Origin of the sequence: Alkalisalibacterium limincola, from assembly GCF_008017755.1 — a bacterium.
In the GTDB taxonomy this organism is placed as follows: Bacteria; Pseudomonadota; Gammaproteobacteria; order Xanthomonadales; family Xanthomonadaceae; genus Alkalisalibacterium; species Alkalisalibacterium limincola.
Genome location: NZ_VRTS01000011.1, coordinates 50,685 through 66,435, shown reverse-complemented (window position 1 = coordinate 66,435; position 15,751 = coordinate 50,685). Strand labels below are relative to the sequence as shown.

The following is a 15,751-nucleotide window of genomic DNA, read 5'->3' as shown; positions in this document are numbered from 1 at the left end:
CTACACTCCGCCCTGGGATACCAATCTCCGGCCGAGTACGAGCAATGCGCCTAACCCGAGAGTGTCCACTTTTGCGTAGGAAGTCCCAACCGCTGCGCGGTTCCGCTGAACTTGGGTGTTACGCCTAATGAAATCTCTTACAGCGCGGCAGGTAGTTCTTGGCTCGATTGGGGCATTCGGGGCAGCTGTTTTCACATTCTTCTTGGTCCTGACCTTCCATACGCCGGTGTGGGTTGAAAGGTTTGCTGCAGAATTCATCGAACGAGAAGTTTCGAAGCAAATTGATCAGAAGATCGATTCTCTTCAACCACCGAGTGGCGAACGCGCCCTCTCACGGATGGCCAGCGCGTTGTATGAGAGAAACGAGAACGAGATTGAGCGTCGTCGCGAGATGCTACGTAATCAGGTCCATGAGCGCATGGCAGATGCCATAGCCCAGATCCAGGATCTCGATTGCGAGTGCCGAGCCAAGTGGGCGGGCTGGATCGAAGGACAATCCGACGCGCGTATCCAGCTGCTGCAACAGGCAAATGAGACGCTTGTCGATTTCATCCAAGGCACTTACGCACGGGTTGTGACCGATCTGAAAAGAGACATCCGCATCTTTACTGGTACCAACGCGCTCCTCTTCCTACTGCTACTAGTGATTGCTTTCGCAAAACCTCAGGCGACGGTTCAGCTCTTTGTTCCTGGCTTGCTCCTCGCGGCTGCCACGCTCATCTGTTCGTATTTCTACATCTTCGAGCAGAACTGGCTTCTGACGATCATCTACAGTGACTATCTGGGAATTGCATATCTTGGCTATCTCTCCCTTGTATTCGCGCTTCTTTGCGACATCGTCTTGAACCGAGCGCGCGTTACTACCGAGATAGTAAACCTCGTCCTCAATGCCATCGGGAAAGCTGCCACAGCAGTTCCCTGCTAAGGAACGTTGACTCAAGATGTGCACCTTCATGACCGCCCTAATGTTCACTCGCTCGAGGGTGCGGGGCGCCACGCCTAACTACGCGTTTCAGCGGAATACACCGGCTGGCGCCCGCGCGTCCGCTGAACTTGGGTGTTAGGCCTCTGTGGCGCAACTCGACTTTTTCGCTGTCGATCGGGACTTCTACGAGGTCATGAACTTCGTCTTTTCGGAGACCGATCTGATTGTCTATGAGGCCTACTCCCGATTTGACATGGAGATCAGGCGCTTTACGTCGGTGACGGAGCTAGAGGCAGCCGCAGAAGACCGCAGGGCTGGCGGCTTCCTGTTGCGCGCCTGGTCGCCTGCAGTCACGAGTACGCCCATCTTCGAGACCTTCAAGCTCAAGCCTGAGGTGGGGTCCCACCGCACGACAGTAGGCGGTCCCGGGCTCGTGCAGTTCCAACAGGGGCACGTTGAGCGCGGCCACCTTCACTTCTCTACCTTCTCCCACTGGAACGAGGCGGGAGCCCTTCAACGAGGCCTTCCCGGCGCTGAGGAGGTAAATTGGAAGGCTATGCGAAAGCTATCCGGTCGCATTCATCGGCATCTGCGCAACAAGCTCGCCGTTGCTTCCATTCGCTCAGCTTCGGTGCTTGAGCACGCTTATGCAGTTCTAGGGCCCGACCTGAGCATCTGGTACGGCAAGGAATACAAGCAAGGCTCCGAAGGTCTCGTGGAGAGGCCCGACAGTTCGTCCAAGCCGAAACCGCTGCGCGGTTCGGGTTAGCTCAGGTGTCAGGTCGCTCCATGAAGACCTCCTGGGAGATGGAAGTCACGAGTTCAGGCAGGCATATCTCGTGTCTGGTCGATTGCTACTGATCGACCTGACAGGATGGTGTGACCTCGGCGGAGTCCGAGGAGGGCTTACGGACTCGTCGTTTGAGGGGCGTACCTCAGGTGGCCCGTTTACGTTCGGACGCTATTTCCCCCAACGCGTCGTTGGCCGGAGAATCAACTGAGTGCTAGTCAAACGTCGTTGCACCCATCCCGCCCGGCCTAACTGCGCTTTTCAGCGACCCGACCGGCTGTAGGACAAGGCCGGGCGACTGCCAGGCGCCACGGCCAGTTGAAATCCGTCCAGCGTGATATCGTGTTTTACCGGGACAAACTCGGCATTCAGAAAGCAGCTTCCAAGAACGTGAGCGGACGTCGGGAGGGTGTTCGTCTTTCTTCCCTAGGAGTGATGCATGAGTCCCATCGTACTGATCCTTATCGTGGTCTTGATTCTCGTCCTGTTCGGCGGCGGCTACGGCTACCGCAGGGGCAACAGAGCACTTGCCGGCGGCGGCGGCGTTGTCGGGCTTATCTTGGTAATTCTCCTTGTCCTGTTCCTGATGGGCGCAATCTAGTTGTGATCGCACCCTCGTCCTGGAGAGTCGGGCGCAGCCCGCCGATCCAGGCGTTGCAGCAGTCGGGGCCGGCAATACGGCTTTTCCTGGCATAAGGTCTTTCCAGCGGCCCCGCTGCTGAGCTTTACCGTCAGCCGCTGATGGGGACAGAAATGCGTCTGGCAGGTCGCATCACCGACTGGAACGACGAGAAGGGGTTCGGGTTTGTCGTTCCCAACGGCGGCGGCGACCGAGCCTTCGTCCACGTCAACGAGTTTCAGCGCGGATCAAAGCGTCCGGTAGCCGGAGATCTCATTTCCTATGCTTCGGTGCTGGACCGGCGCGGACGACTGAACGCGAAACAGGTTAGGCACGCGGGCCAAAAGATCGCAGTGCCGCGACCGCCCTCGCGGGTGCCTAGGGCCGCGCTAGGCGGTGCAGCACTAGTGTTTGCGGCGGTCTTGGCGTTCGTCGGCGTAGTCCCGTTCCTGCTTGCCGCTGGCATCGCCACGCTCAGCTTCCTGGCCTACTTCATGTACTGGCTGGATAAGTCAGCCGCCCAGCGACGCGCGCAGCGCACACCAGAGAGCACGCTGCATTTGGTTTCCCTTCTTGGGGGCTGGCCCGGGGCGCTGATTGCCCAGCAACAGTTCCGCCACAAGACCATCAAGCAGCCTTTCCAATCGGTGTTCTGGGGTACTGTTGTTCTTAGCGTTGTGGCGCTTGTGTGGCTTGTCACCTCAGGCGTTGCGGCCGAGCTCGCGCAGTCGCTCGGCGGCTGACAAATCGTCCAAGCCGACACCTTCCGCTGAACTTGGGTGTTGGATCGCATGTCAGCACTGTCGTACATCATTGACGCGCTTCGACGCTTCGGCTGCCCGGCCACGGCTCCCGCCTGACTACACCAGCCGCTTCTGGCCTTCAGCTGAAGCCTCACGAAAAAGGCGGCCCGCAGGCCGCCTTTTTCGATGCGCGTTTTCCCGCGACGATCACTCCAGGTCGAGGAACGAGCGCAGCGTCTCCGAGCGGGTCGGGTGGCGCAGCTTGCGCAGTGCCTTGGCCTCTATCTGCCGGATCCGCTCGCGGGTGACATCGAACTGCTTGCCGACTTCCTCGAGGGTGTGGTCGGTGTTCATGTCGATGCCGAAGCGCATGCGCAGCACCTTGGCCTCGCGCGGAGTCAGGCCGGCCAGCACTTCGCGCACCGTCTCCATCAGTCCGGTGTCGGTGGCGGATTCGATCGGAGAGGACACGTTGATGTCCTCGATGAAGTCGCCCAGGTGGCTGTCCTCGTCGTCGCCGATCGGCGTCTCCATCGAGATCGGCTCCTTGGCGATCTTCATCACCTTGCGGATCTTGTCCTCGGGCATCTCCATTTCCTTGGCCAGCTCCTCCGGCGTCGGCTCGCGGCCGAACTGCTGCAGCATCTGGCGGGAAATGCGGTTGAGCTTGTTGATCGTCTCGATCATGTGCACCGGGATGCGGATGGTGCGGGCCTGGTCGGCGATCGAGCGGGTGATGGCCTGCCGGATCCACCAGGTGGCGTAGGTCGAGAACTTGTAGCCGCGGCGGTATTCGAACTTGTCGACCGCCTTCATCAGGCCGATGTTGCCCTCCTGGATCAGGTCCAGGAACTGCAGGCCGCGGTTGGTGTACTTCTTGGCGATCGAGATGACCAGGCGCAGGTTCGCCTCGACCATCTCCTTCTTCGCCTTGCGCGCCTTCGCCTCGCCATAGGCCATCGCGCGGTTGATCTCCTTGATCTCCGGCAGCGACAGGTACAGCGCTTCCTCGATCGCGATGAGGCGCTCCTGCTCGGCGACGATCGCATCGTGGTGCTCCTTCAGGCCCGAGCTCCACTTCTGCTTGCGGCGGATCATCTCGTCCGCCCACTTGAGGTTGGTCTCGTTGCCCGGCCACGCGCGGATGAAGTCCTTGCGCGGCATGCGCGCCTGGCGGCTGGCCAGCTCGAGCACCTTGCGCTCGTGGTCCTTGATGGAACCGACCACCTCGCGCAACTTGCGCACCAGGTTCTCCATCAACGGGATCGGGAACTTCAGGTTCTGGAACTCCTGGCCCATCTCGTCGCGCAGCTTGATGACCTTCTTGTCGGCCGAGCCGTACTTCGCATGCGCGCGCTGGAACTTCGCGTACGTCGTGCGCAGCACGTCCATGCGGCGCGCCACCTCGGCCGGGTCCGGCCCGGTGTTGGCCGGCGTGTCGTCATCGTCGTCGTCATCGGCGTCGTCGTCCTCGTCGGACTCCTCCGGCTCCGGCGGCGGGTTCGCGGCCAGCTCGGCGGCGGCGGCGTCGGCCTCGGCCTGCCAGTCCAGGAAGCCGATGACCAGCTCGTTGAGGCGGCGCTTGCCCTCGGTGTGCAGCTCGTATTCCTCGAGCAGCATCTGGATCGACCACGGGAACTGCGACAGCGAGGCCTGGACCTGGCCCAGGCCCTCCTCGATGCGCTTGGCGATGGCGATCTCGCCCTCGCGGGTCAGCAGCTCGACCGTGCCCATCTCGCGCATGTACATGCGCACCGGGTCGGTGGTGCGGCCACCCTCGGCGTCGATCGCCGACAGCGCCGCGGCGGCTTCCTCGGCGGCGGTGTCGTCGTCGTTGCGGCTGCCCGAGGCGTTGGTCAGCAGCAGCGTCTCGGCGTCCGGCGCCACCTCGTGGACCTCGATGCCCATCGAGTTGATCATCCCGATGATGTCTTCGATCTGGTCGGAGTCGACGATGTCGTCGGGCAGGTGGTCGTTCACCTCGCCATAGGTGAGGTAGCCCTGCTCCAGGCCCTTGCTGATGAGCTGCTTGATTTCGGACTGCTGCTCGGGAGAATTATTGGCCATACAAGAGGATCCGGTTCGCCGGGTATAAGAACACGTCAGTATATCGCGTCAGCGGGACCTCCGCTTGCCCGCGCGGCAAGGGCCTTTTTCCGGGGCCGGCACCCCGCATCAGGCCTTCAACCAGAACGTGACCGGGCCATCGTTGACCAGGCTGACTTCCATATGGGCACCGAAGCGGCCGGTTTCCACCCCCCCGGGGTGAATCTCATTACACCTTGAGACAAGCCGCTCGAACCCGCGTCGCCCGTCCTCCGGACTGGCCGCGCTGGTGAAGCTGGGCCGCATGCCCTTGCGCGTGTCGGCGGCCAGCGTGAACTGGCTGACCAGCAGCAGGCCTCCGCCCGTGTCGGCCAGGGACAGGTTCATGCGCCCCTCGGGGTCGGGGAACACCCGATAGCCCAGCAGCCGCTGCGCCATCCGGGCCACCTGGGCGTCGCCGTCGCCGGGCTCGATCGCCACGAGCGCCAGCAGCCCCGGTCCGATCGCACCCACGCTTTCCCCCGCCACGCGCACCTCGGCGCGGGCCACCCGCTGGATCAAGGCAATCATGGGGGCATGCTGGGGCCTGTCCGGCGCGTCGGTCAATCGCGCGCCGATCCGCGGGCCCCAGCCGCTAGACTTGGGGTGATGAGCGCATCCCCGGACCCCCTGTTCGCCCGTCTGAAGGCGCGGCTGCTGCTGGCCCTGACCTGGCTCGCCGGCCGCCTGCCCAGGCGCTGGCTGCGCGGCGCGGGGGCGCGCATCGGCGCACGCTCGGCACGCCGCAACAGCCGCGACTTCCGCATCACCCGTCGCAACCTGGAACTGACCGCCACCGGCACCACGCAGGGGGAGCGGGCGGCGCTGGCCGAGGCGATCCTCGCCCACACCTGGGCCACGCTGCTGGAAACGCTGCGGGTGTGGAGCCGCCCCCCGACCGAAGCCCTGCAACTGGTCGGCGCCGTCCACGGGCTCGAGCACTACCGCGCGGCGCGCGAAGGCGGACGCGGACTCATGATCGCCACGCCCCACTACGGCAACTGGGAGCTGCTGGCCCTGTACCTGGCCTCGCTCGACCCGCTGGCGGTGCTGTACCGCCCGCCCGACAGCCGTGCCGGCGACCTGTACATGCACCGGGTGCGCTCGGCGCCGGGCGTCACGCCGGTCCGGGCCGACGCCAACGGCGTGCGGCAACTGGTGAAGCGGCTGCGAGGGGGCGGCGTGGTCGGCATCCTGCCCGACCAGCAGCCCAAGGCCGGCGAGGGCGAGTTCGCACCGTTCTTCGGCCAGCCGGCCCTGACGATGACGCTGTACTCGAAGCTGGCCGCACGCACCGGTGCGGCGATGCTCGTTGCGTTCACCGAGCTGCAGGCCGATGGCCGCTACGCGGTGCACTTCCAGCCGATGCCCGTAGCGGTGGCCGGCGACGACCCGGCCGCACTGGCCGCCCTGAACCGGACGATCGAGGCCGTCGCCTCGCGCGACCCCTCGCAGTACCAGTGGACCTACAAGCGATTCAAGATCCGCCCACCCGGCACCGTGCCCGACAATCCGTACTGGCCGGACTGCTACGGCCGCGCCAGCCCACGGTCGCGAGGTTAGACTCGCCCCACTGCCCCAAGGAGTGCTGCATGCACGCCGAGCCACAGCATCCCCACGCGCTGCCGGAAGCCTGGACCCGCAACGGCCTGTACAGCGGCGACTGGGAAGCCCTGCCCGCCAAGGCCCGCACGGCCTACATCCTGTCCTCGCTGCTTGGCTTCGGCCTGCCCGCCACGGGTGCGGCGCTGACGCTGGGCATCCTCTTCCACGACCGCGGCGGATGGGTGGTCGCGCTGGCGGCACTGGGCTGGCTGGTGGTGCTGGGCCTCGCCACCCTCCACGGCCACGTGCGCCATCGACGCACCCGCTTCCTGCTCGACGAAGTGGGCCTGCGCATCCGGCGCGGGCTGTGGTGGCGCAGCGAAACCCTGGTGCCGCGCTCGCGCGTGCAGCACCTCGACCTCGAGCGCGGCCCGATCGAGCGCATGCTCGGACTGGCCTCGCTGGTGGTGCACACCGCCGGTACGCGCATGAATGCGGTCCGACTGGCCGGCATGGGGGCCGTGCGCGGCCGCGAGGTGCGCAACGACCTGATCGACCGCGATGGCGATGATGACGACGCCGTCTGAGCCCACCACCGGCCCGGCCCGGGACCGGAACCCGGCGCTGGCCGCCGGCCACGCCGTGACGCCCGCCAGCGCGCCGGACCGTCGCCTGCATCCGATGTCATGGCTGTTCGTGCTGCTGATGACCCTGCGCCAGTTCGCCGTGCCGCTGGTGGTAGTGCTGCTGATGGGTCGACGCGGCAGCGAGGGGGCCGTGCCCTGGGAGATCATCGGCGCCGTCGGTGCGCTGGTGCTGGCCGCCAACGCGGTGCTGCAGTACTTCACCTACCGCTTCCGCATCGAGCACGACGGGCTGCGCATCCGCTCCGGCCTGCTGCAGCGCACGTTCCGCGACGTGCCCTTCCGCCGGATCCACAACGTCACCCTGCACCGCAACGTGCTGCACCGCTTCTTCGGCGTGGCCGAGGTGCGGCTGGAATCGGCCGGCGGGGTGAAGCCCGAGGCCGAGATGCGCGTGCTGCGCCTGGCCGACGCGCAGGCGCTCGAGGCGCTTGTCCGACAGTCCCACGCGACTCCGCCCGCAGCCACGAGCGGTGCGGCTGCGGACGGGGCCGCCTCCCCGCCTGTCGTCGAGAGCGGGGAAATCCTGTTGCGGCTGCCGACCTCGGAACTGGTCCGCCTGGGCCTGATCTCCAACCGCGGCATGATCGTCGTCGGCGCCGCCTTCGGCCTGATGATGCAGAGCGGCGGCAACATGGTGTTCAACCTCACCGAGGCGGCCACCGAATGGCTGATGGCGCGCGTTGGGCTCAGCGAGATCGAGGCGGTCGGCACGATGGCGCTGGTGCTGGGCGGCGGCGTGCTGCTGGCGCTCATCGTGCTGCTGCTGCGGCTGCTGTCCATCGCCCTGTCGATGCTGCAGTTCCACGGTTTCACGCTCAGCGAGCTCGACGGCCGCATCCAGGTCGAGGCCGGCCTGCTCACGCGGGTGCGCGGCAACACCCCGCTGCGCCGGATCCAGGCCTTCAGCCTGAGCGAGACCCTGCTGCACCGCTGGTTCGGGCGCCAGAGCCTGCGCGTGGACACGGCGGTGATCGAGGCCCAGAACAACCCGCGCAGCCTGCGCGACCTGGTGCCGGTGTCACCGCCGGCGACGATCGATGCCCTGCTGGCGCGGCTGTTCCCGCAGCTGGGCTGCCGGCGCTGCCCTGGCAGCCGCTGCACCCGCGTGCGTGGCGACGCATGCTGCTGCCCTCGCTGTGGTTGCTGCTGCTGGGCACGGCGGCGGCAACCTGGCATTTCGGTTTGCCGGCACTGTGGGCGCTGGCGCTGACGCCCCTGCTGGTGTGGCGCGCACGCGGCCTGGCCCGGCGTGCCGCCTACGCGGTCGACGGCCATACCGTGGCGGTGCGGCACGGCTGGTTGAACCGGCGCTGGCGCTTCGCCGAGATCGCCAAGCTGCAGGCCGTGGAACTGCGACAGACGCCGTTCGACCGGCGCCACCGCATGGCCACGCTGTGGTTCGACACCGCCGGCGCCAACCCCCTGGAGCCCAGCCTCGCCGCACGCTACCTGCCCGAGGCCGACGCCCGGCGCTGGCCGGCGAGATCGGCGCGCGCATCGCGGCCAGCCGGCTCAACTGGTAGCCCGCCTCGACGGATGGCGGGCCCTATTCGCGCCAGAAGGCGGGGGTGAACAGCACCAGCACGGCGAACACTTCCAGTCGCCCGAACACCATCGCCACGGTGCCCAGCCACACCGCGGCCGTGGACACGGTGGAGAAGTTCGAGGCCACTTCGCCCAACCCCGGCCCGAGGTTCGTGAATGTCGCGATGGTTGCGCCGAACGCGCTTTCCAGGTCCAGGCCGGTGGCGTTCATTCCGATCACGACAGCCATGAAGCAAAGCGCCCAGATCGCGATGAAGCCACTGACCGACAGGACGACACTTTCCGACACCCGCTTGCCGCCCATCTTGACCAGGAACTGACCCTTCGGGTGTACCAGCTGGATCACCTCGCGCAGGCCCTGCCGGACCAGCATCACCACGCGCGCAACCTTGATTCCCGAGGCCGTCGAACCCGAAGTGCCGCCAATGACCGCCAGGAGGACCAACAGCAACGGGGCGATGCCCGCCCACGAGCTGTAGTCGTCGAGGCCGAAGCCCGTGGTGGTCATGCTGGACACGACGTGGAAACTTGCGTGCCGGAACGCTTCGACAAAGCTACCGAAAGTCCCGCCGATCCAGATGATCAATGCGATCAGCACCGAGGCGACGAGGAGGATGCGCAGGTAGGCGCGCAGTTCGGCGTCACCGTAGTAGGCGCTCATCGTCGCGCGCCGCCAGGCCACGAAGTGCAGGCCGAAGTTCATGCCACCCAGCACCATGAAGACGATCGCCACCCACTCGATGACCGGGTTGTCGAAGTGCCCCATGCTGGCGTCATAGGTGGAGAAGCCAGCCGTGGACACGGTGGTGAGTGAATGGCAGATCGCGTCGAACAGGTCCATGCCGGCCACCCAGTACGACGCCGCGCACAGGAACGTCAGCGCGAAGTACACCGCCCACAGCGCTTGGCGGTCTCGGCGATGCGCGGGGTCAGCTTGGTGTCGCGGGTGAGGCCGGCGGACTCGGCCCGGAACAGCTGCGTGCCACCGATCTTGAGCATCGGCAGGATCGCCACGGCCAGGATGACGATGCCCATGCCGCCGACGAACTGCAGCAGCTGGCGGTAGAACAGCACGCTGCGCGGCAGCTCGTCCAGGCCGGTGATGATCGTGGCGCCGGTGGTGGTGAGGCCAGAGGTCGCCTCGAACATCGCCGCGGTGAAACTCAGGTAGGGCGGCGCGTGCATGAACGGCAGCGCGGACACGATGCTGGCCACCACCCAGGCCGCGGTGACGATGAGGAAGCCGTCGCGCAGCCGCAGCTGGTACTCGATGTTGCGCACCGGGTGCCACAGCGCCATGCCGATCGCGAAGGAGACGAGGAAGCTCGACAGGAACACCCACCAGGCCCCCTCGCCGTAGAACAGCGCCACGCCGACCGGCGGCAGCTTCGACAGCGACGACAGCATCACGATGATGCCCAGCACGCGCTGGATCGCGTGGAACCGCAGGTTCACAGCCAGGTCGCCTCGGCTTGGAACAAGGCGTTGACCTGGGGCAGCTGGCGCTTGTCCATCAGGAACACGATGAGGTGGTCGTCGGGCTCGATCAGCACGTCGTGGTGGGCGATGACCAGCCGGTCGCCGCGCACGATGCCCCCGATCGTGGCGGTCTCGGGCAGGTTGAGGTCGTCGACGCTGCGGCCGATGATCTTCGAGGTACGGCGGTCGCCACGCGCCACCGCTTCGATCGCCTCGGCGGCACCGCGGCGCAGCGAGTGGACCCGCGCCGGCGCACCCTCGCGGATGTGCGCCAGGAGCGCGCCCAGCGTGACCTGCGAGGGGCTGATCGCGATGTCGATCGGACCGCCCTCGATCAGGTCGGCGTAGCCGGCGCGGTTCACCAGCGACAGCACGCGCGGGCAGCCCAGGCGCTTGGCCAGCATCGCCGAGAGGATGTTGGCCTCGTCGTCGTTGGTCAGGCCGCAGTAGATGTCGGTCTGGTCGATGTTCTCCTCGCGCAGCAGGTCCTCGTCGGCCGCCTCGCCGACCAGCACGATCGTGTTCACCAGGTCCTCGGCGATGTACTTGGCACGGTCGCGCGAGCGCTCCAGCACCTTGACCGAATAGCGGTTCTCCAGCGAATGCGCCAGCGCCCGGCCGATGTTGCCGCCACCGGTGATGAACACGCGCCGGGTGCGCTTGGTGTCCACGTGCCGCATCTCGCTCATCACGGTCAGGATGTCCTGCCGCGCAGCGAGGAAGAACACCTCGTCCTCGGCCTCGATGACCGTCGTGCCCTCGGGCTTGATCGCCCGCCCGCCGCGGAAGATCGCCGCCACGCGGGCGTCGACGTTGGCTGGAAGGTGTCCGCGCAGTTCCTTGATCTGGTGGCCGACCAGGGCGCCACCGGGCACCGCGCGCACGCCCACCAGCTGGGCACGGCCGTCGGCGAAGTCGAGCACCTGGAGTGCGCCCGGATGCTCGATAAGCCGCTCGACGTGGCGACAGACCAGCTGTTCGGGGCTGATCGCGGCGGTCACGGCGGCGTCGTCGCCCGAGGTCAGCCCGGGAATGTCGAGATAGCTGGCCTCGCGCACGCGCGCCACGCGCGTCGGCGTCCGGAAATGGCGGTTGGCCACCTGGCAGGCCACCAGGTTGACCTCGTCGCTGGAGGTGACCGCGACGATCATCTCCGCATCGTCGGCACCGGCCTGCTCCATCACCCGCGGCAGCGAGGCGTGGCCGACCACCGTGCGGATGTCGAGGCGTTCGGCGAGGTCGCGCAGGCGGGCGGTGTCGGTGTCGACGACGGTGATGTCGTTGTTTTCCGAGGACAGCGCCGCGGCGACCGAAGAACCGACCTGGCCGGCTCCGAGAATCAGGATTTTCATGCGCTCCCCAGCATCGCCCAAGGTCGGGGACGTCCCGCGCCACGCAGCCCTCCCGGGCCGGCGCGAGCCGTCGCCGGCATTGTAGCGCCCGGATGCCCGCTTGCCGTCAGCCGGCCGCGTGCCGCACCCGCGCGATGCCCGCGCGGTAGAAGGCCTCGACCTCGTCCACCCGCGCGGCGCGGTCGAAGCGCTGCATCGGGTAGTCGACCCGGCGCCGGCCGGCGGCATGCACCTCCACCAGCGCCTGGGCCAGGGCCGCGGCGTCTCCGACCGGCACCGGCGGCCGGCCGAACAGGGGTGCCAGGTAGCTTCCCCCCTGGCTGGCACTCGCCACCACCGGCAACCCGTGCGACATCGCCTCCAGGAAGACCAGTCCGAACGGTTCCGAGCGCGCGGCACTGACGAACACGTCGAAGCTGGCCAGCCAGTCATGGGCGCGGTCGGTGAACCCGGGCATCACCACGCCGTCGGGCGCGGCTGCGCGGACCGCATCGAAGGCCTTGCCCTGGCCGACGATGACCAGGCGCGCCCCGGGGATGTCCGCGCGCTTGAACGCCTCCACCAGCACGTCCAGCCCCTTGCTGTGCTCGACCCTGCCCAGCGCCCCGAACACGAACGCGTCGGCGGCGATGCCGTGCCCGGCACGGATGCGCTCGCGCGCGCCGGGCGACGGCGCCACCGGCACCGTCCAGTTGTCGATCTGCACGCTGTTGGCGCGCAACGCGGCCGGGATCGCCTGCAGCTGCCACGGGGCGATCGCGATGAGGCCGTCCAGGTGCGCGTGGTGCTGCGGCTTGTACTCGATGTGCAGCGTCGAGACGCGCAGGCAGGTGCCGTCCAGACCGCGCAGCGACTTGCAGGCCGAACCCAGGTGCGCGTGCGCCACGTCGGGCTTCCAGGAGCGCACGAACTTCGCCGCCTGGCGCTTGGCCGGCCAGCGCGCCAGCCAGTCGTCGACCACCTCCACGCCGACCTTCGGGTCGACGCGGTGGGCGATCGCGTCGGGCCGGTCCTGCGCGGCCTTGCGCCGGATCACCAGGCGGACCTCGTGGCCGGCCTCGGCCTGGGCGGCGGCCAGTTCCAGCGCGTGGCGCTCGCTGCCGGCGAAACGGCTGGTCAGCAACAGGTGGGCGATTCGCATGTCAGGCCTGCTTCCCGATCAGGGCGTAGAAGAAGCCGTCGCCGCCGCCCTCGCCGGGCAGGCGCTGGCGACCGGGCCCTTCGGCGCGACCGAACGCATCGGGCAGCGCCAGTGCGCGCGCATCACCGGTTCGTGAGAGGAAGCCTTCGACCTGCATCGCGTTCTCCTCGCGCAGGATTGAACAGGTGGCGTACAGCAGCCGGCCACCGGGCCGCAGCGTCGGCCACAGCGCATCGAGCAGGCGCGCCTGCTGCCGGGCCAGCGCGCCAATGTCGTCCTCGCGCCGGTGCCACTTGATGTCGGGCTGGCGACGGATGATGCCGGTGGCCGAGCACGGCGCGTCGAGCAGGATCGCGTCGAATGCGCGGCCGTCCCACCAGGTCGGTGTGTCGGCGGCATCGGCGGCCTTGCGTTCGACATCCGCATCGAGGCCAAGCCGTGCGAGCGAGTCGGCGACCCGCGCCAGGCGATCCGGGTCGCGGTCCAGCGCCAGCAACTGCAGCCCGGAGGCAGCCTCGACCAGGTGCGCCGTCTTGCCGCCGGGCGCCGCGCAGGCATCGAGCACGCGCTCGCCGTCGGTGGGCGCCAGCGCCAGCACCGCCAGCTGCGCGGAGAGGTCCTGCACCGACACGGCACCCTCGCTCCACCCGGGCAAGGTCGTCGGCGAGACCTGGGCGTCGAGGCGGACCGCACAGGCGGGAAACCCGGGCAAGCCATGGCCGATGCCGGCCTGCTCGAGCTGCCGCGCGTAGTCCTCGCGCGCGCCGCGCCGTGCATTGACCCGCAGCCACATCGGCGCGGCGGTGTTGTTGGCCTCGAGGATGCGCGCGGCATCCGCGGGCCAGTCCGCGGCCAGGCGCGCATGCAGCCAGTCCGGATGGCTGCTGCGCACCGCGTCGGAATCCGCGACCGGCAGCGCTTCCCGGGTGGCCCGCCGCAGCAAGGCGTTGACCAGGCCGACCAGCTTGCCGCCGCCCACCAGGCGGGCCGCCTCGGCGGTGGCCGACAGGGCCGCGTGCGGCGGCAGCTTCATCGCATGCAGCTGCGCCAGGCCGGCCAGCAGCAGCGCGTGCACGCGCCGCTCGCGGGCAGGCAGCGGGCGGCTCATCCATTGCGTCAACGCATGCTCGTAGGGCCGTCGCCAGCGCAGCGCCTCGAAGCACATCGCTTCGACCAGTGCACGGTCGCGGCTGTCGCGCAGCGCCGGCAGCTGGCGAGCCAGCTCGGCCTTGAGCGAGCGTCCCTCGTCGATGACCGCGCAGATCACCCGCGCGGCGATCGCACGGGCGGGCGCGCCCGGGGCCGGTGCGTTCATGCGCTTTTCAACTGCGGCCGCGCATTGAGGTAGTCGGCGATCGCCATCGGCCGTCCGCCGTCGCGCTGCACCTGCAGCAGCCTCAGTGCACCCTCGCCGCAGGCCACCACGAGGCCGTCCCGGCTGGCGGCGACGACGTCCCCGGGTGGCGCGCCGGCCGGGCCGTCGACCGGCTCGGCGGCGTGCACGCGCAGGCGCTCACCGGCCAGTTGCGCCTCGGCGATCGGCCAGGGATTGAACGCACGCACGCGTCGCGCCAGCACCGCGGCCGGCTGCGCCCAGTCCAGCCGTGCCTCGGCCTTGTCGAGCTTGTGGGCGTAGGTCACGCCCGCCTCGGGCTGCGGCGTTGCCGGCAGCGACCCGTCGGCGGCCAGTCGTGCCAGGCCGTCGGCAAGCACCTGCGCACCCAGTACCGCCAGGCGTTCATGCAGGCTGCCGCCGGTTTCGTCCGCCGCCAGCGCCAGTTCCCGACGCAGCAGCACCGGGCCCGTGTCCAGCCCGCGCTCCATCTGCATCAGGCACACGCCCGAGACCGGATCGCCGGCCTCGATCGCGCGCTGGATCGGGGCCGCGCCGCGCCAGCGTGGCAGCAGCGAGGCGTGCACGTTCCAACACCCGTGCGTGGGGATGTCGAGCACCGACTGCGGCAGGATCAGGCCGTAGGCCACCACCACCATCAGGTCCGGCGCCAGCGCACGCAGGGCCGCCTTGGACTCGGCGGTGCGCAGCGAGAGCGGCTGGCGCACCTCGATGCTGTGCTCGAGGGCGGCACGCTTCACCGGCGAGGGCTGCAGCTGGCGGCCCCGGCCGGCGGGGCGGTCGGGCTGCGTGTAGACGGCCAGCACCTCGCCTGCGGCGACAGCCGCCTGCAGGCAGGGAACGGCGAACTCGGGGGTGCCGGCGAAGACCAGCCGCAGCGGCGCCGCCATCAGGCCGCGGTCGTCCGGCGGATCTTGGCCAGTTTCTTCTTCAGCATCTCGCGCTTGAGCATCGAGAGGTGGTCGACGAACAGCTTGCCGTCGAGGTGGTCCATCTCGTGCTGGATGCACACCGCCAGCAGGCCGTCGGCCTGCAGCTCGAAACTCTCGCCGTTGCGGTCGAGCGCGCGCACCCGGATCGTGTCGGCCCGGCTGACCTCGGCATAGACGCCCGGGACCGACAGGCAGCCCTCCTGGCACACCTGCTCGCCGAGCGCTCCAGGATCTCGGGATTGATCAGCACCAGCGGCGCGTCCTTCTCCTCGGACACGTCCAGCACCAGCAGGCGCTTGTGCACATCGACCTGGGAGGCGGCCAGGCCGATGCCCGGCGCCTCGTACATCGTCTCGAACATGTCGTCGATCAGCGCACGCAGTTCGTCGTCGACCTGCTCCACCGGCGCGGCCAGCGTCCGCAGGCGCGGATCGGGGAATTCGAGGATTTCGAGCTTGGCCATGGTGCCTTCCGGGGGGTGCGAAACACGCGTATGTGGGGGATTTGGTTCATTTTACAATGATTGGGCTTGCTTTCTTTACCGAAAACAGTTGGGCTATAGTCCGTAAAACCTGCTCGGGGAATCAGGTACAT

Annotated in this window: 15 protein-coding genes and 2 pseudogenes; 9 read left to right on the top strand and 8 right to left on the bottom strand. The window is 67.9% G+C overall.

Features of this window, described 5'->3' with window-relative positions; genetic code table 11:
- Positions 1-127: 127 nt before the first annotated feature.
- The 4 genes from FU658_RS13320 (at position 128) to FU658_RS15645 (ending at position 3,077) form a co-directional block, all read left to right on the top strand.
- Positions 128-925, top strand: a complete 798-nt coding sequence (locus FU658_RS13320; protein ID WP_147892525.1) for a hypothetical protein — start codon at positions 128-130, stop codon at positions 923-925.
- Between the two features lie 145 nt (positions 926-1,070).
- Positions 1,071-1,694, top strand: coding sequence for a hypothetical protein (locus tag FU658_RS13315; protein ID WP_147892524.1), 624 nt, complete (start codon positions 1,071-1,073; stop codon positions 1,692-1,694).
- Between the two features lie 460 nt (positions 1,695-2,154).
- Positions 2,155-2,316 carry a DUF3309 family protein gene (locus FU658_RS13310; protein WP_147892523.1) on the top strand — a complete coding sequence of 54 codons (162 nt, stop codon included), beginning with the start codon at positions 2,155-2,157 and terminating at the stop codon, positions 2,314-2,316.
- Positions 2,317-2,468: 152 nt separating this feature from the next.
- Entirely contained in the window at positions 2,469-3,077 is a 609-nt protein-coding gene (locus tag FU658_RS15645; RefSeq protein WP_187266129.1) for a DUF1294 domain-containing protein, read from the top strand.
- Between the two features lie 207 nt (positions 3,078-3,284).
- Here FU658_RS15645 and rpoD read toward each other — a convergent pair whose 3' ends face one another.
- Positions 3,285-5,144, bottom strand: coding sequence for an RNA polymerase sigma factor RpoD (gene rpoD, locus FU658_RS13300; protein WP_147892521.1), 1,860 nt, complete (start codon positions 5,142-5,144; stop codon positions 3,285-3,287).
- 108 nt (positions 5,145-5,252) lie between these two features.
- Positions 5,253-5,693 carry a D-aminoacyl-tRNA deacylase gene (gene dtd, locus FU658_RS13295; protein ID WP_147892520.1) on the bottom strand — a complete coding sequence of 147 codons (441 nt, stop codon included), beginning with the start codon at positions 5,691-5,693 and terminating at the stop codon, positions 5,253-5,255.
- A 78-nt stretch (positions 5,694-5,771) separates the two neighbouring features.
- Between dtd and FU658_RS13290 the strand changes: the two genes are divergently transcribed.
- Genes FU658_RS13290 through FU658_RS15640 form a run of 4 tightly spaced genes read left to right on the top strand, consistent with a single transcriptional unit; the run spans position 5,772 to position 8,926 of the window.
- On the top strand, positions 5,772-6,725 hold the full coding sequence (locus tag FU658_RS13290) for an LpxL/LpxP family acyltransferase (protein ID WP_187266128.1): 954 nt from the start codon (positions 5,772-5,774) through the stop codon (positions 6,723-6,725).
- Positions 6,726-6,754: 29 nt separating this feature from the next.
- Positions 6,755-7,294, top strand: coding sequence for a PH domain-containing protein (locus FU658_RS13285; RefSeq protein ID WP_147892518.1), 540 nt, complete (start codon positions 6,755-6,757; stop codon positions 7,292-7,294).
- Positions 7,269-8,564 (top strand): PH domain-containing protein, encoded by a 1,296-nt coding sequence (locus tag FU658_RS13280; protein ID WP_255505622.1) that lies wholly within the window; start codon positions 7,269-7,271, stop codon positions 8,562-8,564. Before FU658_RS13285 ends, FU658_RS13280 begins: the two co-directional genes overlap by 26 nt.
- Complete coding sequence (locus tag FU658_RS15640) at positions 8,537-8,926, top strand: PH domain-containing protein (protein WP_255505621.1); 390 nt, start codon at positions 8,537-8,539, stop codon at positions 8,924-8,926. Before FU658_RS13280 ends, FU658_RS15640 begins: the two co-directional genes overlap by 28 nt.
- Here FU658_RS15640 and FU658_RS14875 read toward each other — a convergent pair.
- From FU658_RS14875 to def, 6 genes and pseudogenes are all read right to left on the bottom strand, one after another.
- Positions 8,901-10,198, bottom strand: a pseudogene (locus FU658_RS14875) (TrkH family potassium uptake protein). The gene FU658_RS15640 and the pseudogene FU658_RS14875 overlap by 26 nt on opposite strands.
- A gap of 152 nt (positions 10,199-10,350) precedes the next feature.
- On the bottom strand, positions 10,351-11,730 hold the full coding sequence (trkA, locus tag FU658_RS13270; RefSeq protein WP_147892517.1) for a Trk system potassium transporter TrkA: 1,380 nt from the start codon (positions 11,728-11,730) through the stop codon (positions 10,351-10,353).
- A 106-nt stretch (positions 11,731-11,836) separates the two neighbouring features.
- Positions 11,837-12,871 carry a glycosyltransferase family 4 protein gene (locus FU658_RS13265; RefSeq protein WP_147892516.1) on the bottom strand — a complete coding sequence of 345 codons (1,035 nt, stop codon included), beginning with the start codon at positions 12,869-12,871 and terminating at the stop codon, positions 11,837-11,839.
- 1 nt (position 12,872) lies between these two features.
- Positions 12,873-14,186, bottom strand: a complete 1,314-nt coding sequence (gene rsmB, locus FU658_RS13260) for a 16S rRNA (cytosine(967)-C(5))-methyltransferase RsmB (protein WP_147892515.1) — start codon at positions 14,184-14,186, stop codon at positions 12,873-12,875.
- Positions 14,183-15,103, bottom strand: a complete 921-nt coding sequence (gene fmt, locus FU658_RS13255; RefSeq protein WP_147892527.1) for a methionyl-tRNA formyltransferase — start codon at positions 15,101-15,103, stop codon at positions 14,183-14,185. Before fmt ends, rsmB begins: the two co-directional genes overlap by 4 nt.
- Positions 15,104-15,114: 11 nt before the next feature.
- Positions 15,115-15,560, bottom strand: a pseudogene (def, locus tag FU658_RS13250) (peptide deformylase).
- Here def and FU658_RS15635 point away from each other — a divergent pair.
- Positions 15,456-15,680: a hypothetical protein gene (locus FU658_RS15635; RefSeq protein ID WP_255505626.1), complete on the top strand. Its 225-nt coding sequence runs from the start codon at positions 15,456-15,458 to the stop codon at positions 15,678-15,680. The pseudogene def and the gene FU658_RS15635 overlap by 105 nt on opposite strands.
- Positions 15,681-15,751: the final 71 nt, after the last annotated feature.

What these genes read in the sequence shown, in the direction of transcription:
- FU658_RS13320 (WP_147892525.1), top strand. Translation starts at nt 128, where the DNA reads ATGAAATCTCTTACAGCGCGGCAGGTAGTTCTTGGCTCGATTGGGGCA.
- FU658_RS13310 (WP_147892523.1), top strand. Translation starts at nt 2,155, where the DNA reads ATGAGTCCCATCGTACTGATCCTTATCGTGGTCTTGATTCTCGTCCTG.
- FU658_RS15645 (WP_187266129.1), top strand. Translation starts at nt 2,469, where the DNA reads ATGCGTCTGGCAGGTCGCATCACCGACTGGAACGACGAGAAGGGGTTC.
- rpoD (WP_147892521.1), bottom strand. Translation starts at nt 5,144, where the DNA reads ATGGCCAATAATTCTCCCGAGCAGCAGTCCGAAATCAAGCAGCTCATC.
- dtd (WP_147892520.1), bottom strand. Translation starts at nt 5,693, where the DNA reads ATGATTGCCTTGATCCAGCGGGTGGCCCGCGCCGAGGTGCGCGTGGCG.
- FU658_RS13290 (WP_187266128.1), top strand. Translation starts at nt 5,772, where the DNA reads ATGAGCGCATCCCCGGACCCCCTGTTCGCCCGTCTGAAGGCGCGGCTG.
- FU658_RS13285 (WP_147892518.1), top strand. Translation starts at nt 6,755, where the DNA reads ATGCACGCCGAGCCACAGCATCCCCACGCGCTGCCGGAAGCCTGGACC.
- FU658_RS13280 (WP_255505622.1), top strand. Translation starts at nt 7,269, where the DNA reads ATGGCGATGATGACGACGCCGTCTGAGCCCACCACCGGCCCGGCCCGG.
- trkA (WP_147892517.1), bottom strand. Translation starts at nt 11,730, where the DNA reads ATGAAAATCCTGATTCTCGGAGCCGGCCAGGTCGGTTCTTCGGTCGCC.
- FU658_RS13265 (WP_147892516.1), bottom strand. Translation starts at nt 12,871, where the DNA reads ATGCGAATCGCCCACCTGTTGCTGACCAGCCGTTTCGCCGGCAGCGAG.
- rsmB (WP_147892515.1), bottom strand. Translation starts at nt 14,186, where the DNA reads ATGAACGCACCGGCCCCGGGCGCGCCCGCCCGTGCGATCGCCGCGCGG.